A 21,336-nucleotide genomic window follows, 5' to 3' on the forward strand; every position below is an offset into this window, starting at 1 on the left:
ATGGGCTTTAACGATATGATTCAATTTTTCAGGCAAATGTCCGGAAAACTCGGTTCAAATATTTATGCAGGTGTTCAAGGACAAGCCAATCCGCATCACATTTCTTTTTTAAGACAGCTTCAAAAAGAAATGAAAGAAAAAAACTACATGGACTCTCCTCTTAAAAATTTGGAAGTTGTCGTATTCGATATTGAAACTACTGGATTTTTTCCTGATAAAGGAGATCGGATAATCTCGATAGGGGCCGTAAAAATGACCGGATCCATGATCGAAAGTGAACAAACGTTTTATTCACTTGTAAAATCAAATATTCCCCTATCGAAAGAAATATCCTTATTAACCAATATTACAGATGAACAACTGAGTATGGCGCCAGCGGCTTCCGAAGTTCTCATTCAATTTTTTAAATTTATAAAAAGCCGATTACTTGTTGCTCATCATGCAAAACACGAACAATCCTTTATGCAGAAAATGACCAGGGATTTAATGCGCACTAATTTCGAACACCGCATTATTGATACATCCTTTTTAATCCGCCTTACTAACCCTTCGGTCAAATCACTGCCATTGGAAGAAATTTGCCTGCAATGTGGTGTAGAAATTAAGAATCGCCACCATGCCCTCGGAGATGCACAAATGACCGCTCAAATTTGGAGCTTCTATCTGAAGAAGGCACAATCAATGGGCTTTAAAAATTTGCGTGAAGTGTATGAGCATCTCGCAATAATAAAGTGAAATTGATAGCTGACTAATGTTTATTATGTATCCAGTGCCGCTCGCTATTTACTGTTTGTAGATTACTATGCAGACTGTTTTATTTACACAGAATTATTAAAACTGTCAAAAAATATTGACATATCAATTTTCCTCTGCTAAATTATCGTTATATAATAAAAATCAATGATGAGAAGAGTAAGATAGGATCCCTGTTCTACCAGAGAGTCGGCGTTTGGTGAAAGCCGATGTCAAGTCTTATCTGAAGTCGCCGCTGAGATGCAAAGCTGAAATCCAGTAAGCTTTGACGGGTTGTCCGCCGTTATGATGGACCGAGTATAATTATTTGTACGTTGACTGAGAGCCGCAAATTTTTTTCGTAAGCTGCGGAATTAGGGTGGTAACGCGAGCGCAAACTCGTCCCTATATGTAGGGACGAGTTTTTTAATTTTATATAATAAAGGAGAGATTGTCGTGATAAAATTGACGCCATATATTAATTAATTTATTATTAATTATTCAAAAAATAAAAAAATATTCAAAATTCAGAATAATTAGATATAATGTATTTATACCACAGAAAGGGGAAATTTAAATTGAAAGCTTTAAAATCAATTATTATCTGGGGGCTAATTTCAGCTTTAGGTGCTGCAGGTTTTGCAGTTATGGCATTAAATAGCGGGGAAAGTGTGAATGCAATTTGGCTGATAACTGCTGCTGTCTCTGTCTACGCAATTGCTTATCGCTTTTACAGTCGTTTTATGGCTAGAAAAGTTTTCGAGCTTGATGATTCTCGAATGACACCTGCCGAGATTAATAACGATGGAAAAGATTATGTGCCGACAAACAAATGGGTGCTGTTCGGGCATCACTTTGCGGCGATTGCTGGGGCCGGTCCGCTCGTTGGTCCGATTCTTGCTGCACAAATGGGTTATTTGCCTGGAACCATCTGGATTGTCGTCGGAGTTGTGCTTGCAGGAGCTGTTCAAGATTTTATCATTTTATTCGGATCCATGCGCCGAAACGGAAAGTCGCTTGGAGAAATGATAAAAGAAGAGATCGGCCCGGTAACAGGACTGATTGCCATGGTTGGAATTTTAGGAATCATGATTATTTTATTAGCAGTATTAGCGTTAGTTGTCGTGAAAGCACTGGCAGGAAGCCCGTGGGGAATGTTTACAATTGCAGCTACAATCCCAATCGCCGTTTTAATGGGGATTTACATGCGTTATATACGGCCTGGCCGTGTTGGGGAAGGTTCTCTAATAGGAATTATTTTATTGCTTCTTTCAATATATCTGGGACAATATGTTGCTGAAAATCCAACTTTTGCTGGCATATTTACTTTTAAAGGCGAAACGATTGCCATTATGTTAATGATTTACGGATTTGTTGCTTCCGTTTTACCGGTGTGGCTTCTTCTTGCACCGCGCGATTATTTAAGTACTTTTTTGAAAGTGGGAACAATCGTCGCGCTTGCGTTAGGAATTGTGATTGTAGCTCCTGACCTGCAAATGCCGGGGGTAACAAAGTTTGTGGATGGCACCGGTCCGGTATTTTCCGGAAACCTTTTTCCTTTCTTATTTATTACAATTGCCTGTGGAGCCGTCTCAGGATTCCATTCACTTATCTCCTCAGGTACAACGCCTAAAATGATTGAGCGCGAATCACATGCACAGCCAATCGGCTATGGAGCGATGCTAACTGAATCGTTTGTTGCCGTTATGGCGATGATTGCTGCTTGTGTACTTACACCGGGAATTTACTTTGCAATCAACAGCCCGCCTGCCGTCATTGGAACTGATGCCGTACACGTTGCCCAGACCGTTTCCAGCTGGGGATTTACAATTGCACCGGATGATTTGACACGCCTCGCTGATAATGTCGGAGAAGAAACGATCCTGTCCCGAACCGGCGGAGCACCTACTCTTGCGATCGGCATGGCTGTGATTTTCTCAAAAGTAATCGGCGGAAAAGCTTTAATGGCATTCTGGTACCATTTTGCAATTCTGTTTGAAGCCTTGTTTATTTTAACAACAGTTGACGCAGGAACACGTGTCGGACGCTTTATGATTCAGGATATTATCGGAACAGCGTATAAACCATTTGCGAGAACAGAAGCCCTAAACCCGAATATCATTGCCACTGCTTTATGTGTCGGTGCATGGGGTTACTTTTTATATCAAGGAGTTATCGATCCGCTTGGAGGAATTAACACCTTATGGCCGCTATTCGGAATTGCCAACCAAATGCTCGCGGGAATTGCCTTGCTTTTAGGAACGACTATTTTATTCAAAATGGGCAAAAAAAGATATGTATGGGTCACCCTTATTCCTACAACCTGGATTCTAATTGTGACAATGACAGCCGGCTGGCAAAAACTGTTTCATGAAAATCCGAAAATCAGCTTTTTATCTCATGCTAAATTATTTAAAGGGGCAATGGATGAAGGAAAAGTTCTGGCACCAGCTGCAAATGCCGCACAAATGAAGCAAGTTCTCATCAATGACTATGTAGATGCTGCCCTTTGTGCGATCTTCATGATTGTCGTTATTACCGTTTTGATTTCAGCCCTTGGCATCTGGTATAAAGTTTTAACTAATAAAAAGGTAACCTTGCACGAATCACCTTATATGCCGCGCAGCAGCGAAGGAGATGTAAGAACGTATGCTTAAAAAACTGCAAGAAATCATGAAATACAGAAAACAGTTCATCAGCCTGTTAGTTGGAGTTCCAAGTTATGAAAAATACATTGAACATATGAAAACACATCATCCGGGCGAACCGATCAAATCAAGAAAAGAATTTTTCTGCGAAGCACAGGAATCCCGCTTCAACGGTAAAGACGGAAAAATTTCGAGGTGTTGTTAAATTTAGAGGGACTGTCCCGCTCCGCTTTAAAGCGGTAAAGGACAGTCCTTCTAATCTTCATCTTTATTGCTCCATGCAGATGAGTTACTGCCCATCAATATGTTAAAATGCAAATTAAATACTGCAGGTTGGAGGAATATTATGCAAAAAAGGAAAATGGTGATCACTCATAATCTTGATGAATGCCTTATACAAAAAATTAAAGAAACGGTACCTGAATGGGAATTGGTCATTGGAAAAGACCGTACAGTATGGCAAAATCATTTAAAAGACGCCGAAATTATCGCTGGCTGGAAAAAAGAAATGGAGGAATTTCTTGAGGAAAACATTCATCTTCGCTGGCTGCAGAGTTGGAGTGCAGGTGTTGATGACCTTCCGTTAGAAAAATTAGCGGAAAGTAAAATTTTACTAACAAGTGCCAACGGAGTACACGTATTTCCGATTTCTGAGACCATATTTGCTCTAATGCTTGCATTAACGAGAAAAATTCACACCTATATCAGAAATCAGCAATCGAAAACGTGGCACCATTCCGGTCTTAAACTTGAATTGCATCAAAAAACTGTAGGAATTATCGGCGTAGGTGCAATCGGGAAAGAAACGGCAAAAATCGCAAAAGCATTTGGAATGAATGTTTTAGGTGTGCGCCGCTCAGGCAAGCCTGAAGAATTTGTCGATGAAATGTTCACAACAGACCATCTCAGTCAAATTCTCCCAAAATGTGATTATGTTGCCGTAACATTGCCTCTTACAAAAGATACTCGCCATTTATTTGGAAAAGAGCAATTTGTGCTGATGAAACCTTCGGCATTTTTTATAAATATCGGGCGCGGTGAAGTTGTAAATGAAGCGGAACTTATTCAGGCGCTCCAAGACGGGCAAATTGCCGGTGCAGGGCTGGACGTCTTTGAAACAGAACCATTAGATGAAAGTAGTCCTTTATGGGATATGGAAAATGTCATCATTACACCACATACCGCCGGTTCCACCGAACATTATAATAAACGGGTAATTGAAGATATTTTTATCCCAAATTTAAAAAGCTATCTTGAGGGAAAAACTCCAACTGTTAACTTAGTGGATTATGAAAAGGGGTATTAATAGACCCCTTATTGATTCATTGCATAGTGAATTTTTTCTACAGAGAATGATTGATCCGTTCATAATAGCCGCACCGATTACTGCACACCATTGCTCCAAAGGCGTCAACCCAAATATTCTCCATTTCCGAGCTCTTCAACAATATCCTAATAATCTCTTACTAACGGTGCCCCGCATGTGGGGCAGTTACTTTTCTTCCCCAAAACCCTCTCCCTTTCCACCAATGTATATTAGCTGCCAATCTTCCGAACAATTAAAAGCGATTTACTATATTAAACTATTATTTCCTTTATCTTGCAATCCTTTTTACCATCCCCTTCCTCTAAATGTTCAAATTTCACTGTAATCTTTTCCCTCATCCTGTGCTACTATAAGAAGGAAGACAATTTAATTAACGTCATCGTTAACGACTGATAATATAATTAAATTTTATTCAAAAAGAAGAAACTGCTTTTATAGTTTTAGATACCAAGAACAGGGGTTAAAAATGAACAGAAAAAAGCTATTATATATATATATCATCGCCAGCATCTTTTGGATTTTTGGAACAAACTATCTTATTTATCAGTTTGAACCTTCCCCTTTGATTCATTTTCTTGAACGGGCTAAAGAGGTTTTATATGTTATAGTGACCGGGTGGCTGTTCTTTTTTTTCATAAACAAGAAAGAAGAATTGAACGCTTCAAAAGAAGAAGAAAAACGTCTGTCAACGCTTATCAATTCGATGGTTGACTTTGTTAATTTTAAAGATGGCGAAGGCAGATGGATTGAAGCCAATGAATTCGGATTAAAGTTGTTTCAGCTGGAAAATGTCGATTATAAAGGAAAAAAAGACTCTGAATTAGCAGAGTATTCAGAGTTTTACGCGGATGCTCTCAGATTCTGTGAAGTATCGGATGAGAAGGCGTGGGAAAACAGGGATATTACACGAATCGAAGAAGTGATTCCTTTGCCGGACGGCACAGTAAAAACCTTTGACACGATTAAAGTTCCTCTTTTCCATTCCGATGGAAGCCGAAAAGGATTAGTTATTATAGGAAGAGATATAACCGAGAGAAAACATGTAGAAAAATTGCTGGAGGAAAGCCAGCAACAATACAAATCTTTATTTGAGTACAATCCTAATATTGTTTACATGATTGATCTGGACGGGATTATAACAAATTTAAACCCTCAATTCAAGGAGGTCACAGGTTTTGAATCGGATAAGTTCATTGGAAAAAATGTAAAAGACTTATTGCCAATTGACCAAAAGGAACATATATTAAAATTAATTTCAAATGTCATTTCCGATAAGAAACCGCAAAAATTTGAACTTAATGTCCATCATAAAAACGGAGATCCCATTACCCTGCAATGCACGGCGCTTCCAACCATTGTTAACGGGAAAATTGCCGGAATCATCGGATACGGAAAAGATATAACCGAAATAAGGAAAACAGAGGAGCGGCTGAGAAGAGCAGAAAAACTTTCTGTTGTGGGCGAATTGTCTGCGAGTGTAGCCCACGAAATCAGAAATCCTCTTACATCTTTAAAAGGCTTTGTACAGCTTCTTCAGATTGAGGATGAAAAACATCGATATTACTATCAAATTATGCTGGACGAATTAAATCGTATTAATCATATCGTCGGTGAACTCCTGCTTTTGGCGAAGCCGCAGAAAATAAAATTTACAAAAGCTGATCTCCGAAATATTTTGTCCGACGTAATTTCATTGCTAAAAACAGAAGCATCCTTGCACAACGTTGAAATTGATTTTGTACTTCAAGACAATGAGTATATGATTGAATGCGAGCCTAATCAATTGAAGCAATTGTTTATTAATATCATCAAAAATGCCATTGAAGCATCATCTAGCGGTGACAGCGTATCCGTTTTCTTGACCAAGAAAGAAAATGAAAAAGTTTCGATTACAGTAAAAGATTATGGATGCGGTATATCAAAGGAACGGCTGAAAAAACTCGGAGAACCTTTTTATTCTTCAAAAGAAAAAGGAACCGGCCTTGGCCTAACCGTAAGCTATAAGATTGTCCAATCTCACAATGGAACGATACAATTTAACAGCGAAAAAAATAAAGGAACGGAAGTAAATATTGAATTGCCAACCAGGATTGAAAATACAGTTGAACAGACGCCTGAAGCGATAAAGGATATTGGAGCCTGACTCAAGGGTCATAAATTCCCTATATAGAAAAAACGAGGCTGTCTCATAAGGGTCTGACCCCACGTGCATTTATAAAATATATAGCATATTTATCCAACATTATGTCCTATATATTGTGTTATGGGGTCTGACCCTTAGGCATTTGAGACAGCCTCGTTTTTACTAGTAAAACTAGTCTCATATTAATTGAAGTGAAATATATTTGATTTCAAGGAATTCATCTATCCCATAGTGGCTTCCTTCTCTTCCGAGTCCACTTTCTTTCATTCCGCCAAAAGGCGCCTGAGCAACAGATGGGGCGCCATCATTAATTCCCACTATGCCGTATTCCAAATTTTCAGAAAACAAAACAGCCTTTTGCAAAGATTGGGTGTAAACATAGGCAGCCAACCCAAACGGAGTGTTATTCGCTCGTTGAATGACTTCTTTATCGTCTGAATATGTGCTGACCGGTGCGATTGGTCCAAATGTCTCTTCCTGCATACATAACATATCATCTGTTACATCAGAGATCACAGCCGGCTCTATAAAATACCCTTTATCCATGTTTGCTGAAGGTCCTTCATGGAGAGTGGCTCCTTTTGCTACAGCATCTTCTAATTGGTGTTTGACTTTCTTGACTGCCTCTTCGTCAATTAGCGGACCGATATCGACGTTCTCATCAAGGCCATTGCCTACTCGAAGTGATAATACAGCTTCTTGAAATGCTGATAGAAAAGTTTCCTTAATTGATTCATGTACAAAAATCCGATTGGCACAAATGCATGTTTGGCCGGCATTCCTGAATTTTGATTGTACAACACCCTTCACGGCTTCTTTAATATTAGCATCTTCTGCGACGATAAAAGGTGCGAGACCGCCAAGTTCAAGAGATACTTTTTTTACAGTATCTGCGGCTTTCTTCATTAATAATTTTCCGATCGGAGTAGAACCGGTAAACGTAACTTTCTTTACACGCGGATCTTCCATCCAAACATCTACCACTTCCGCTGGATTTTGAGTAGTTACGACATTAATAACTCCTGCCGGAAACCCCGCTTCATGTGCACATTCTGCCAGTAAGAGTGCTGTAAGCGGTGTTTGTTTAGCCGGTTTTATAACGACTGTACAACCTGCAGCAAGAGCAGGAGCTACTTTCCGGGTGATCATCGCCGCCGGAAAGTTCCAAGGGGTTATGGCGGCAACGACCCCAACGGGCTGTTTTTGAACTAAAATTCTCTTGGAACCGGCGGAAGCCGGGATTGTTTCTCCATAAATTCGTTTCGCTTCTTCTGCAAACCATTTAACAAAGCTGTTGGCATATTTCAATTCACCTTTTGCTTCAGACAATGGTTTTCCCTGCTCTAATGTCATAATGAAAGCTAAATCATCTAACCGATCTTGTATTATTTGATGCCATTTTTCCAATAAATCTGCTCGTTTATAAGCAGTTGTTTTAGACCATGTTAGAAAAGCTTCATACGCAGCATCGACAACAAGCTTTGCTTCTTTTGCAGTCCCGTTCGGAACATATCCTACAGGTTCGAAAGTAGCCGGATTTTGAACCATGAAAGCATCTTCCATTAAAACCTGCTGTCCGTTTATATACATCCCTTTTGTCAATCTTTGCTTTTTCATACCGCTGTTCTCTCCTCTCGTTTCTTATCTTTATTCAATGTGTAAATATACCGCCATTTCCCCCTCGCAGAAAGTCCTTTCCATACAGCAGAAGCATAAAAAGATGCCCTCCGCAAATGCCAATAACTGTCAAATTCATTGCTACATTCTTTTGATCATCTATTCTCTTTGAATAATATTAAAAAAAACGAGGATAAATCCCTCGTTTTTAGAGTACTTTGCTTAAAAATGCTTTAGTTCGTTCATGCTGCGGATTGCTGAATAGTTCTCTCGGTTCATTTTCTTCGACAATGTATCCGCCGTCCATAAAAAGGACGCGATCGCCTACTTCGCGGGCGAATCCCATTTCGTGGGTAACAACAACCATTGTCATTCCTTCTTTTGCCAACTGTTTCATTACTTCCAATACATCACCGACCATTTCCGGATCAAGTGCTGAAGTTGGCTCATCAAAAAGCATGATTTTCGGATTCATGGCTAACGCTCTGGCAATGGCCACCCGCTGTTTTTGTCCGCCAGATAATTCTCCGGGATAGCTTTGTGCTTTTTCGCGCAGTCCAACTTTATCGAGCAGCTCAAGTGCCTTTTTTTCTGCCTCTTCTTTTGATATTTTCTTCACTTTTACAGGTGCGAGCGTAATATTTTCTAAAACTGTTTTATGAGGAAAAAGATTGAATTGCTGGAATACCATACCAACCTCTTGTCTTACTTTGTTAATATCAATCTTCGGATCGGTAATGTCGTGACCATTCACGATTACATTGCCGCCTGTTATTTCCTCAAGGCGATTTAAGCAACGAAGGAATGTACTTTTTCCTGAACCGGACGGACCGATAACACAAACAACCTCTTTTTCCTTTATTTCCGTATTAATATCTTTTAATACCTCTAGATTTCCAAATGATTTTTTTAAGTTTTTTACTTGAATAATGCTCATCGCAGTACAAACCTCCGTTCTAGGAAATTGGAGAGTAAAGATAGTATATAAATGATAATGAAATACATAACTCCAACTGTCAGCCATATTTTAAATGCTTCAAATGTTGCCGCAGTTTGAATTTGCCCCTGTTGCGTCAAGTCTGCAATTCCAATAATGGAAAGAAGGGAAGTATCCTTCAAACTAATGATTGATTGATTCGTAATCGTAGGAAGCATTCTTCGAAAGGCTTGAGGAAGAATGATATAACGCATATTCTGAACAGCGGACAGGCCGAGTGATCGCGCTGCCTCTGTTTGTCCTTTATCAATTGACTGGATACCGGCTCGGATAATCTCAGCAAAATATGCCCCTGCATTAATCGCAACCGTTATGATACCTGCTGTTGTATTATTAAACGAAATCCAATCCAATGAATTTATACCAAAATAAATAAAATACAATTGAACGAGGAATGGTGTTCCCCGGATGGCATCAACATATATTTTTCCAAACCAATTTAAAATTTTTATCGGCGCTAATCGGAACAATGCAATTACTAATCCGATTATAAAACCAAAAATTATCGCCATTACGAAAATATGCAGGGTTACTTGGAGACCTTTCAATAAATAAGGAAAGGCTGAAGTAATAATATCCATCTTATTCATCTCCTTTCAAAAAGAAAGCGCGCCAGGTGCGCGCCTTTCTTTTTGTAAAAACAGCTTATTCCTTCAGATATTTATTTATTATTTCATCGTATTTGCCATTTTCTTTAAGCTCTGCAAGACCTTTATTAATTTTTTCTAACAGATCTTGATTTTTTCCTTTTAACACAGCAATGCCGTATTGGTCCCCGTTGAGGCGATCACCAACGATTTTTAAGCCAAGATCTTTTTGGGCAATTGCGTATGCAATGACAGGATAATCTTCAATTAGAACATCTGCATTTCCATTTGCCACTTCCTGGAACATGGAAGGGCTATCATTAAATTGCACAACTTTAAATCCAATCTTATTCGCTTTCTCTTGTGCAAAAGTTGCACCAGTCGTTCCTTTTTTAACGGCAACTGTTTTACCCTTTAGGTCATCAACGGAACTAATATCTTTATTGTCTTTCTTAACAACTAATGTTAACCCCGCATCAAAGTACGGTTCAGAGAAATCAACAATTTTTTTTCTTTTGTCAGTAATGCTCATGCCAGCAATTGCAACGTCAAGCTGACCGGCTTGCAAGGCAGGTATGATTCCGCCAAAATCCATCGGAGATAATTCAATTTTAAAGCCTTGGCTTTCTGCTATTGCATTAATTAAATCAATGTCAATTCCTTTATATTCGTCTCCCTCTTTAAATTCAAATGGCGGATATGTAGTATCTATTCCAACTTTGTATACCTTATCTTCATTGCTATCTTTCCCGTTGCCATTTGCATTGTTATCATTGCCAGTGCCGCATGCAGCCAATAAAAGTGAAAAAATAAAAAATATGCTTGCGAAACGCAATTTTTTCATGAAAATCCTCCTTTTTCAGAAAATTATTAAATTGAATAAATTTGTAACAAATTTTTCATAAGCTATCATCATTTTATACAAGGTCTTGTTGTTCATCAAGAAAAAAAAGATTCCAAATAAAGTAACCCCATAAGATAATGAGTGCAATTCTTTATACAAGTACGGAATTAGGCTATCATAACCCCCAAAAAACAAAAAAAAAAACGGACGGTCCTCTTGCACTTTAACGCTTTACCACGATGAGGGCCTGTCCCTCACTAATTTAAAGTGTTAAAGGAATGTCTTCTATCTATTTATACTTTTTCTTTTTGCCTGTTTAGAAACAGAAATGTTTTTATCATAAAATATGTGACTTCCTCCGGGAGCAGTTCCTTGATTGGTTTCAACCTGTCACTGCCTGCCTCCTCCACTGCCTTTCTTATTAACGGCATGTATTCGGCGGGGATAAGAGCACCGAGGTCGACATCAAGTCCTTGTTCTGCACAGTGAAGCAGATGATTCTCTACTGTAGAAAGGGCAAGTTGCCGCTTCCTGGAAATTTCCTTCAACGTTAAACCGTTCCGAAACATTTCGTACGTCACGAGGTGTGAGTGCCGTTCTGCTTTTTTTGCCGGCTTTTTCAGAGAGCTTTCAGTTGACTTAGAAAGCAATCGCTCTGGATGTTCTTCACAAAATGAGATAATGGCACTGATGAAAGCTTCCCCATATTTTTTCAGCTAATTTCTCCTACCCCATTTACTAGCAAGAACTCTTCGCCAGAATGAGGCAATTTTACACACATATCCTTTAAGGCTGAATCAGAAAAAACAACAAACGGCGGCACCTTTTCCATTTCCGCAATATTTCTTCTGACTGTTCTCAATCTTTCAAACAAAGGATCATCATTAGCCACTTGCTTCGTTAAAACGGCTTCTTTTCTGCGAACTTCTTGCTTTCCAAGCAATACATTCTTGCCTTTTTCCGTGACAAAAATCGTTGGAAATGAGCCGTGTTCCACTGCAATTAATTCCTCCGAGATGAGGAATTCAATAAAATCGCTTACTTCTTTAGCGCTTTTCTCCTTCATGATGCCGTATGTCGAAAGTTCATGAAAGCGGAGCTTTGTAATTTTTTTATTTTTTGATCCGGTTAAAACCTGAGCCGTAATCGTCTTTCCGAACTTCTGCCCCATTCGGACAATGCATGACAAAACCATTTGTGCTTCTTTTGTGACATCCACACTTGCACGGGAGTCAGTACAATTCCCGCACCGCCCGCACGGCTTTGTCTCTATTTCGCCAAAATACTGCAATATATAAGCTTGCAAACAATTTTCCGTATGGCAATAATCCACCATAAACTGAAGTTTTTCGAGTTCCTGTGATATCCGGCTCCGTTCACTTGACTGGTCGATCAAAAATCGCTGAACTTGTACATCTTGCGGGGAGTAAAAAACGATGCATTCACTCGCAAGCCCGTCCCTTCCTGCACGGCCCGCCTCCTGATAATAGCTTTCCATGTTTTTAGGAAGCTGGAAATGTATAACGTAACGAATATTGGATTTGTCGATCCCCATTCCAAATGCGGATGTAGCAACCATTACCGTCGTTTTATCTGCCAAAAATTGCTCCTGCTCTCTCATCCTGTCCACATCGCTCATTCCTGCATGATAACGGCCGACATTTATATTTTCTTTTTTCAGCCTTTCATATAGCTGGTCAACCATTTTCCTGGTGGCCGCATAGATAATGCCTGATTCTTTATCGTTCTTTATCAAAAAATCTTTTAAAAAGTCGAGACGATCCTGACCCTTTATGACGGAAAATGATAAATTTTCCCTTTCAAATCCCGTAATAACTGTATTCTTTTTTTCAATTTCAAGAGATTTACAAATATCCTCTCGAACTATTGGCGTGGCAGTGGCTGTTAAAGCAAGAACAATTGGTTTTTTTGTCAGATTGTCTACCATTCTGCGAATATGACGGTAGCTTGGCCGGAAGTCATGCCCCCACTGAGAAATACAGTGGGCTTCATCCACAGCAACGAGTGGAATCTCCATGCTTTTCAGATTTTCCACAAACTCTCGGGATTCAAGTCTTTCCGGAGCAATATATAAAAGCTTGTATCGTCCTTGTTTGGCTTTCATCATCCGTTCGTTTACTTCACTTATACTGATTGAGCTGTTAATAAATGTTGCAGGAATCCCCAGCTGCAATAGAGCATCAACTTGATCTTTCATTAACGAAATCAATGGGGAAAGGACGATCGATGTGCCTGGAAGTACGAGAGCAGGAATTTGATAGCAAATCGATTTCCCGCCGCCCGTCGGCATCACACAAAGTGAGTTCTTACCTTCAAATACAAAGCGAATTGCCTGTTCCTGTCCTTTTCTAAAAGAGGGAAAACCAAAATAGGATTGTAAAAATTCCCGTGCTTTTTCAAACAAGTAGTTGTCTCCTTTCTTTTTTCACTATAAACGTGTTTAGGTAGTTTCATTATATCTAAATTTCGTCATATTATTTAAGAATTTATAGATTTTGCGTAGTGTTTAGTCTATTTTTGTAGAAATTTTTGTTGTTTTACTTTAAAAAATTTGCGGCAAAACGTAATAAAATAGGATTGACAAATTGTCTGAAAAGTAGAGTTGTCCTTAAGCAGCGTAATTGTTTGGAAATGAATTTTAAAAGAGGAGGGATTTTTGATGAAAATCAAAGTAAGATGTTGGAGAATGCTGACATTACAAGACAAGTTATTTATATTAAAAGCTATCAGCCAGCGTTCAAGATTGAAAAAGAGTGCTTAAATAGTTGATGTGTTAAATTATACCATAAAGTAAAAAAATATGATACATTCTAATTATAATTTAAAGCAGGAAACCTTATTTGGTTCCTGCTTTTCTATTAAACACTGCTCATGATGAATTATTTATTTTAAAATTATCCTTTAAAAACATTCCTCAAATCAATATAAAAACCTTCAAAGAGACCTACTTCCAATCGATCGTCTTTTACAAAAACGCCTGCTTGTTTATATGCGGTTCCATCTAATTTGTAAACCTCGATTGACATATGGTATGGATCGACTATCCAATAATCTTTTACACCTGCTTTTTCATAGCTTTTATATTTAATCAATCGGTCATTCCTTGTTGTTGATGGAGATAGAACTTCGATTACTAAGTCTGGAGCACCTGTAATATATTTTTCGCCTATTTTATTTCCATCGCATACTACAATTAAATCTGGCTGGACCCAGTCTTTAATCTCATCATACTTTGTATCATTTGTGGCAAATAAACAAACATCAATGGGGGCCGAAAATGCCATGCATTCTTTTCCACGAAGGAACATTTTGAATTCCGCAGTTAGTTCGTCGACCACATCCTGATGCCTCGGAGTAGGAGAGGGTGACATACTAATCATTTCCCCGTTAATAACCTCGCAAGACAAATCCTCATCCCAAGATAAATAGTCGGCATAAGAATATTTTCTTTTTCCTTCCGGCATTCCCATATAAATCACCCCGTTTTATTTACATTATATCATTGGGTGCGGATTTGCTACCGAGCTTTTTAGCTCGCACATAATGCGTAGAATACAAATCTTCCATGTACTGGTTTCCTGTTTTCGAAAAACGCAAGCGTTGCTTTGGCCCTTTCCCCCAAGACATGTAAACGGTCCTAGATGATTTAAGATTTTGTTCTTTCGCAAATTACAAAAATTGACAACGCATTAAAACTCAAACAATGACATCTAAAGAATAACCTGTCTCTCCCTTAATCTTTTCGCTAATTTCCCTCTGTTCTGCTTCATCCGGCAATGATTCCAGCTTTACAGTCACAAGCTTTTTATCGATATGAATGGAAGGGTTTTTCTTTAATCCCCAAGTATGAGGAATCGTTTCAAAGGTTATGCGAATGATTTCATTTTGCTTCGGATTTTTTGCAAAAGTTACCGGCATGCCTATTCTGTAAGAGAGTTCTTCTAAATCCGTTTCATGCTGGATGGCGATTTCTGGTGAGATAAAATGGACTTCCATAATCGTTTGTCCGTTCAGTTGTTTAATTCCCGTCTTATAAATGGTAATTCCGCGATCCAAAGCCCATTTTTTTGCTTCTTCGATTGCTTCATTGTTTTCAAGCCTTTTTGAAGGAGTATTCGCTTGATACAATTCCTTTTGCACGTGATTCTGTAAAGACGGAAGAGATTCTCCTTTAAATTGCAAGTCAAATCCCGTTTCTTTTTTAAATTGATTTATCAATTTTTCAGCGTCATTCGGTCTATCTATAGGAACAACCACTTTCCTTTCATTTATATGAATAGATGGCGATCCGATTGAGCTGCCAAATAACCTTAAGAGCGTGGTTTGCAAAAGATCTTGGCGAACAGAATTGGAAAAACTGACTGTCCATCCCGTTTCTTTCTTGATCAAGTCATATAGTTCTTTTCTCTCACTTTCGGACACAGCATCCGGAAAGTCAAAATAAATCGTCAGTCTTTCTTCTTTCGTCCCTAAGTCATCCACCCCGCAGCGAATAAACCGCGGATGGGACGCTAATAGATTTCGGACAGTTTCCATTGCAGAAGCAGGATTCACTTTAAGTGCCTGAATCGGCAATTCAAAATGAATAAGCTGCCTCTTCAAGTTTTGATCAAATTTGTAATAGATTGTTCCGTCTTGTTCTTTATGGCGGTTTTCACTCGGAATACTTTGCAGAGCCAAAGCAACAGCCAGTTTATCTTCAATGCCAGTGATTTGGAGCGCATCAAAAATGTCTTCAAGCGTTAAAATTTGATTAGGCAGAGCATCCCAATTTATTTTTTCAAGAAAAGGACGAACAAACGTAAAAACTTGTCCGGCCGCCTCTTTTAGCTCCTCGATCGAACGATTCCATTTCCCGACTGTTTCTGCAACTTGCCCCGTATGAACTCTTACTTGCTTTCCTTTAAATGTCTGGCAAATGAACGAGTTTGTTTTTGCGTGGACTCCTGTACATATGACCAGCTTAAAATTATTTTCATTTTCGGGTTGGTAGAGCAACAGGCTTCCAATTTTCTCTCTGAGCTTCATACTTTCGTTTGATTTATACCTTTTTCCAACTATTCCTTTACCTGATTTCCGTTTTTCAAACTCGTAAGATTGACCATTCTCTACTAAAATCGGATGAAATCTTGGGTCGATTAAACTTCCGAGCTGACTTCTAGCTTCATCATCGCCATGAACAAGCAGTGTGTAAGTAGGATTTAATGTTTGGATAAAACGATTCATTTCATTTGCATCCGCATGTGCAGATAAACCGTACTTTCCAACACGGCACTTTACTTGATAGCTTGTCCCGTTCAATTCCAGTTCGTTTTCAAGGCCATCAGCAACGTTTAACAGTTTTCTGCCCGGACTCTCTTCATCCTGGTAGCCCGTAATAAAAATCGCGTTTCTTTCATCGGATATGAGCCTTTCTGCGTACCACGAGCTTGCTCCTCCAGTCAGCATCCCTGAAGAAGCAACAATACAGCCCGGTTTACCATTAAGCACTTCGTTGCGCTCTTTTGGCTCCACAGCCTTGCATCGCCCTTCCGTTAAAAATACATCTCCATTTTTTCGAATACGGTGAGCTACAGGCCCTTTTAAAAAATGGGGGTATTGATTATATATTCTGCTAATAGGTGTTACAAGACCATCGACATAAATAGGAAATTCCGTGATTAGTCCTTTTTCCATATAATCTTGCAAGATTAATAACACTTCCTGTGCCCTTCCGAGAGCAAACGCAGGAATAAGTGCAAAACCACCGCCGGCAATTACTTCTGAAACATGTTCAGCAAGACGTCTTTCTTCCGTATTCCGGTCGGTATGAGCACGGTTTCCATACGTTGATTCCATAATGACCACGTCAGGCTGAATATCATGAGGAACTTGAGCCCCCGGAATTGTTCTACCCGCTTTAAAGCTCAAGTCGCCTGTAATAAGGAGTCTTTCACCTTCTCCTTCAAAAAGAAACATAACAGCTCCTAAAATATGGCCGGCGCGATAACTAGTTATTTTTACATTGCCGACCCGTAAAGATCCACTTTCAGGAAAAAGAAGAAGCGATTCAAGCAAAGAGTTTACCTGTTCTTCCGTATATGGAACTAACGTATTGGTCTCACGGGAGCGCTGTTCCAAAATCTTAAGTGAATCTTTCATCATCATTTTCATAAGATCTGCAGTTGGAGGTGTCGCATACATAGGTACATCCGGGAAAAGAGAATGAACGATGGGGAGTGCTCCAATATGATCGGCATGTGCATGTGTAACGAGAATGACATCCGGTTTTCTAAGTGTATCCAGCATACCTAGAGCAGGCAGCAATTCTTCTCCATGCATCCTCATCCCTGCGTCAACTAATATATTCGTATCTGCCATATTAATATGTAAACAAGAAGCGCCTACCTCGCTTCCTCCGCCTAAAATACTGACTTTCAAGACAATTACTCCTCTTGATACATATTTTTTTAATCTTAATATACATTCATTTCATGTACAATTCCAATTCAAAACATAGTGCCAGCACCAATTTTTAAAAAAAGTATCTGTCACTAATTTTTACTTTATCTTCCTCAGCTCATCCAAAAATGCCGGACGTCTCTTGTTTTGCTGTTTTAGATCTTCTATTAGCCTGTGCACATTAGTTTTACCGCAGGCTTTTTTAAAAGTTTTTATCATGCTGCATACATTTTTATACTGTCGCCTGTTTGCGGCTTCCTCTGCAGACTGTTTTATATAATTCACAAACAGCGTGTTAACCTCATCAAAAAAATCCTTAATAAAATATTGATACAGATCTGCTATTCGGGAATTATTCCGCTTGCAATATTCCAGCAGCTGAACAACCAAAATTTCCTCGATAAGAATTTTTTCATACACAAACGACTGGTATTGTTGTTTTTCAAACCTTTCAACAATCCCTTTAAGAACTTCTTTCCACTCTTCTTGTTGATAAAGCTTTTTCAATTTCAAATAATAAAGCATATTCATGTTGAATTAAAATCTGAGCCGTCGACCTTGGCAATATAATGATTTCCACCCTCTTTTTCTAAACTAATAACTTGACCATTATGATAGTATTCAAGCCCTCGTTCAAGAATCACCTCATCAATATACTCATCAAAATCGGAAAGCCTCATTGCCTTTTACACTCCCATTATTCTTAGTTTAACATTCTTAATGTATTCAACTTTAAATCTCCGTGTCAGCTCTTCCCCTATTTCATTCATCCCTGCTTATTAAGGTTTTTTACATCTGCAACCACTTTAGCACTTTTAATATTCTTACATGGGTGTCTATGGGTTTCTGCCCTGTCACTCCGCTTATAACTACATATTTTATAATGAATTACATCGATTTTTAAGAAAAGGAGAGCTGCCCAGATGAATCCATATGGTTATTATTTTCTGCCGCAAACAGACTATTTTCCGCATGATCATTACTATTCGTATCTGCCGCAAGAACAACATGACCCTTACAGACAACCCCCACAGGTTCAGGCACTTGAAAGAAGAGTAAACGCGCTCGAAAGACAAAACGAACAGCAAGCAAGAGAACTGGACCGGCAAAACAGAGAAATCAATCGGCAAAATCAAGAAATTAATCGTATAAACAGAGAAATAAACCGGATTAACCAGGAAATCAGCCGATTAAACCAAAACGATGAACGGCATACACGCCGTCTGAGAAGATTAAACCAAAGGCTTCGTGTAGTGGAAAACAGACTGAATATACCATTTACTCAAATTGAAGACGAGTTTTAAAGTGAATTCTTTCATAACAGATAGGGTAACCTTCTGTAAGGCTACCCTTCATTAAACAGAACGGGCACTATTAATTCATATCGCTTATCAACGGGTTATATATGTATCAGCAGGTTGCTGGCCTGCTGTTATCAATCATTTTCCGGGCGCGGCCAGGCATTCAATATTGCTCTCCGCGTTCTTTTGCTGTTTTAATTCATTATTGGTGGTTTTTCTGATGTTTACCCTTAACCCATCATTTCTTTTTCTTTCATTTCTATAAACTCTTCAACTGTTAAAAAGATCTCATGATAACCAAGTTTTTCTCCAAGCCGAGTAATCCCCGGTGCTTCGACATGGGCGTTTTTCAAAATCTCTTTCTTAGAAAATACATATCGTGTATCCCCGTCAAGAATTACCTTTCCCTCATTAAACACTATCGTTCTTTCAAAATTCTCCGCGACAAAATCCATGTCATGAATGATCGTCATCACAAGCTTATTCTTTTCTTTTAATGTCTTGATAATGTTCCGGATCTTTTTCTTTCCCTCATAATCCTGGGCAATCGTTGGCTCATCAAAAATAATGATATCCGTATCCATGGCAACAACGGATGCAATGCATAGCAGCTTCTTTTCCGATAAGCTCAAATCATGGGGATTCAAGTCCAGTTTATCAGTAAGCCCTACCATTTCTAGTGCTTCCATTGCATTTTGCTTTGCGGTGTTTTTATCAAGTTTAATATTGAGCGGGCCGAACATGACTTCCTCTAATACATTGCGTTTAAAAATCTGGTCATTCGGATTTTGAAATACAAGTCCTATAGTCTTAGCCAATTCTGCTGCGGTAGTTTTTTTAACATTATAATCTCGAATGAAAATTTCCCCGTCAAATGGTTTCAAAAGACCTTTAAGCAATTTTACGAAGGTCGTTTTTCCAGCGCCATTTTGACCAATAATGGCTGTAGATCTAAGGTCAAATTCCAAATTTATATCGGAAAGAATAGGGATTCCTTTTGAATAGGAAAATGATAGATTGGTTACTCTGATCATACATCTTTCCCCCTTAATGCCTTATACGCTTCTTCCAGAGTAACAGGATAATATTCTGTTCCAGCTTTTTTGATATTTAAAGCTTTGCATACTTTTGTATATACAGGAGCTGTTACACCATATTCCTCTAAATCCTCTCTGGAAAAAACTTTTTCCGGGGTATCAAAATCCACCATTTTCCCGCCATTGAGCAGGAGTACCCTATTGCAATACTGTGCAATTTTCTCCATTTTATGTTCAGCCATGATAATTGTTATACCCTGATTGCTCAAGCTTTGAACAGCGCGAAAAACTTCCTCGGAACCTTCCGGATCGAGTTGGGAAGTCGGTTCGTCCAAAACAATAATATCCGGTTTCATTGCTATGATACTCGCAATCGCCATTCTTTGCATTTGGCCGCCTGATAAGTCAAAAGGATTCCGGTCCTTAATTTGGGTGATATTTAATAAGTCCAGTACATAATCGATTCGTTCAATCATTTCGGTGCGTGATACGCCGAGATTCTCCAGCCCGAAAGCAATTTCTTCATAAACGGTCGTCTTGGATCCCGTGACTTGGATAAACGGGTTTTGAAAAACGATTCCTGCCTTTGAGGAAATATCAGTAATGGAATGATTTTTAACTTCCAGCCCGTCAACCACTACTTTTCCTCCGTAAGCGCCTTTATAAAAATGGGGAACGAGACCCACGATGGATTGGCAAAGCGTTGATTTGCCCGATAAATTTTTCCCGATGATTCCGATAAATTCTCCTTGCTCTACTTGAAAAGACAGATTATCAAGGGCCAACGTTTCAGATAAAGGATATTTGTATTTAAGATTTTCGACGATGATTTTCTTCATGCGAATATCCTCCAGGCCAAAGCACTTACGATTACTATCAATATTCCCCTCTGTATTTCCTTACTATAAGCATATTTTTTTTCATCATATAAATAGGTTTTCGGCGTCCGGGAGTTAAACCCCCTTACTTCCAGCGCCATTGCTCTTTCCTTCGTATTAATAAGCGATCCTAAGACAACGGGGCCTATTAAGGGGAAAAAAGCCCTGATTCGTACTCTTAATTTGCCCTCTGTCTCCATTCCCCTTGCCCGTTGTGCATCCGTAATCGTTGACATTGACGCCATCATTTCCGGAATAATTTGAAAAACTGAAATGATCACATATCCGATTCTGGGAGACAATCCTTTTCGAACAAGGGATTCGACGAGATCCGAAGGTTTCGTTGTAAGAACCAGGATCATAAATGCACCAACGATATTGATAACCCTGAAGGTAATCTTTAATGCATGCAGCAGCCCTTCCTTATATATGGTAAACGGGCCGATATGAAAGAGTGCCGTTTCATTATCAGGTTTAAATAACCCCTGTATGATAACCACCGTAACAAGTATGAGAAAAACAAAGCCAAAGACAGGAAGTGTTTTCCTGAAAACTTTGGCAATAAGAAGAAGCGCAATACTAAGTCCTATGCATATAATAGATATAATGAACCTGGGGAGAATAATTGGAACCAATATGGAAAAAAGAATGTAATAGAGTTTGCTTATCGGATCAATGTCATGGATGACTGATGTTCTTTCTGCAAATAAACTGATTGATCTCAACAATTTTCACCATCTTTCATTGCAAAGAGGCAGCCTGT

Annotated in this window: 17 protein-coding genes, 1 pseudogene and 1 other annotated feature; of the genes and pseudogenes, 6 read left to right on the top strand and 12 right to left on the bottom strand. The window is 38.9% G+C overall.

Annotation, left to right across the window (positions count from 1 at the left end; genetic code table 11):
• From PB1_RS04400 to PB1_RS04420, 5 genes are all read left to right on the top strand, one after another.
• Positions 1-735, top strand: coding sequence for an exonuclease domain-containing protein (locus PB1_RS04400; protein ID WP_003350997.1), 735 nt, complete (start codon positions 1-3; stop codon positions 733-735).
• A 156-nt stretch (positions 736-891) separates the two neighbouring features.
• Positions 892-1,142, top strand: a binding site (T-box leader).
• A gap of 168 nt (positions 1,143-1,310) precedes the next feature.
• Positions 1,311-3,389: a carbon starvation CstA family protein gene (locus tag PB1_RS04405; protein ID WP_003350999.1), complete on the top strand. Its 2,079-nt coding sequence runs from the start codon at positions 1,311-1,313 to the stop codon at positions 3,387-3,389.
• Positions 3,382-3,585, top strand: coding sequence for a YbdD/YjiX family protein (locus PB1_RS04410; protein ID WP_003351000.1), 204 nt, complete (start codon positions 3,382-3,384; stop codon positions 3,583-3,585). The genes PB1_RS04405 and PB1_RS04410 overlap by 8 nt, the downstream gene beginning before the upstream one ends.
• Positions 3,586-3,726: 141 nt before the next feature.
• On the top strand, positions 3,727-4,686 hold the full coding sequence (locus tag PB1_RS04415; RefSeq protein WP_003351001.1) for a D-2-hydroxyacid dehydrogenase: 960 nt from the start codon (positions 3,727-3,729) through the stop codon (positions 4,684-4,686).
• Between the two features lie 487 nt (positions 4,687-5,173).
• Positions 5,174-6,850, top strand: coding sequence for a PAS domain-containing sensor histidine kinase (locus PB1_RS04420; protein ID WP_003351002.1), 1,677 nt, complete (start codon positions 5,174-5,176; stop codon positions 6,848-6,850).
• A gap of 177 nt (positions 6,851-7,027) precedes the next feature.
• Here PB1_RS04420 and PB1_RS04425 read toward each other — a convergent pair whose 3' ends face one another.
• From PB1_RS04425 to PB1_RS17350, 9 genes and pseudogenes are all read right to left on the bottom strand, one after another.
• On the bottom strand, positions 7,028-8,467 hold the full coding sequence (locus tag PB1_RS04425; protein ID WP_003351003.1) for an NAD-dependent succinate-semialdehyde dehydrogenase: 1,440 nt from the start codon (positions 8,465-8,467) through the stop codon (positions 7,028-7,030).
• A 208-nt stretch (positions 8,468-8,675) separates the two neighbouring features.
• Positions 8,676-9,404 (bottom strand): amino acid ABC transporter ATP-binding protein, encoded by a 729-nt coding sequence (locus tag PB1_RS04430; RefSeq protein WP_003351004.1) that lies wholly within the window; start codon positions 9,402-9,404, stop codon positions 8,676-8,678.
• Positions 9,401-10,045, bottom strand: a complete 645-nt coding sequence (locus PB1_RS04435; protein ID WP_003351005.1) for an amino acid ABC transporter permease — start codon at positions 10,043-10,045, stop codon at positions 9,401-9,403. The genes PB1_RS04430 and PB1_RS04435 overlap by 4 nt, the downstream gene beginning before the upstream one ends.
• A 64-nt stretch (positions 10,046-10,109) precedes the next feature.
• Positions 10,110-10,895, bottom strand: coding sequence for a transporter substrate-binding domain-containing protein (locus PB1_RS04440; RefSeq protein ID WP_003351006.1), 786 nt, complete (start codon positions 10,893-10,895; stop codon positions 10,110-10,112).
• 293 nt (positions 10,896-11,188) lie between these two features.
• Positions 11,189-13,320 (bottom strand): annotated as a pseudogene (recQ, locus tag PB1_RS04445) (DNA helicase RecQ).
• A 490-nt stretch (positions 13,321-13,810) separates the two neighbouring features.
• On the bottom strand, positions 13,811-14,386 hold the full coding sequence (locus PB1_RS04455) for a Uma2 family endonuclease (RefSeq protein WP_003351008.1): 576 nt from the start codon (positions 14,384-14,386) through the stop codon (positions 13,811-13,813).
• Between the two features lie 226 nt (positions 14,387-14,612).
• Positions 14,613-17,336 carry an MBL fold metallo-hydrolase gene (locus PB1_RS04460; RefSeq protein WP_003351010.1) on the bottom strand — a complete coding sequence of 908 codons (2,724 nt, stop codon included), beginning with the start codon at positions 17,334-17,336 and terminating at the stop codon, positions 14,613-14,615.
• A gap of 120 nt (positions 17,337-17,456) precedes the next feature.
• Positions 17,457-17,888, bottom strand: coding sequence for a hypothetical protein (locus tag PB1_RS04465; protein ID WP_003351011.1), 432 nt, complete (start codon positions 17,886-17,888; stop codon positions 17,457-17,459).
• Positions 17,885-18,037, bottom strand: coding sequence for a hypothetical protein (locus PB1_RS17350; protein ID WP_003351012.1), 153 nt, complete (start codon positions 18,035-18,037; stop codon positions 17,885-17,887). The genes PB1_RS04465 and PB1_RS17350 overlap by 4 nt, the downstream gene beginning before the upstream one ends.
• 243 nt (positions 18,038-18,280) lie before the next feature.
• Here PB1_RS17350 and PB1_RS04470 point away from each other — a divergent pair, with 243 nt between their 5' ends.
• Entirely contained in the window at positions 18,281-18,661 is a 381-nt protein-coding gene (locus PB1_RS04470) for a hypothetical protein (RefSeq protein ID WP_003351013.1), read from the top strand.
• Positions 18,662-18,888: 227 nt separating this feature from the next.
• Here PB1_RS04470 and PB1_RS04475 read toward each other — a convergent pair whose 3' ends face one another.
• Genes PB1_RS04475 through PB1_RS04485 form a run of 3 tightly spaced genes read right to left on the bottom strand, consistent with a single transcriptional unit; the run spans position 18,889 to position 21,298 of the window.
• Positions 18,889-19,692 carry an energy-coupling factor ABC transporter ATP-binding protein gene (locus PB1_RS04475; protein ID WP_003351014.1) on the bottom strand — a complete coding sequence of 268 codons (804 nt, stop codon included), beginning with the start codon at positions 19,690-19,692 and terminating at the stop codon, positions 18,889-18,891.
• On the bottom strand, positions 19,689-20,534 hold the full coding sequence (locus PB1_RS04480; RefSeq protein WP_003351016.1) for an energy-coupling factor ABC transporter ATP-binding protein: 846 nt from the start codon (positions 20,532-20,534) through the stop codon (positions 19,689-19,691). Before PB1_RS04480 ends, PB1_RS04475 begins: the two co-directional genes overlap by 4 nt.
• Positions 20,531-21,298, bottom strand: coding sequence for an energy-coupling factor transporter transmembrane component T family protein (locus PB1_RS04485; RefSeq protein ID WP_003351018.1), 768 nt, complete (start codon positions 21,296-21,298; stop codon positions 20,531-20,533). Before PB1_RS04485 ends, PB1_RS04480 begins: the two co-directional genes overlap by 4 nt.
• Positions 21,299-21,336 lie beyond the last annotated feature (38 nt).

Source organism: Bacillus methanolicus PB1 (assembly GCF_000262755.1).
Classification (GTDB): Bacteria; Bacillota; Bacilli; order Bacillales; family Cytobacillaceae; genus Bacillus_Z; species Bacillus_Z methanolicus.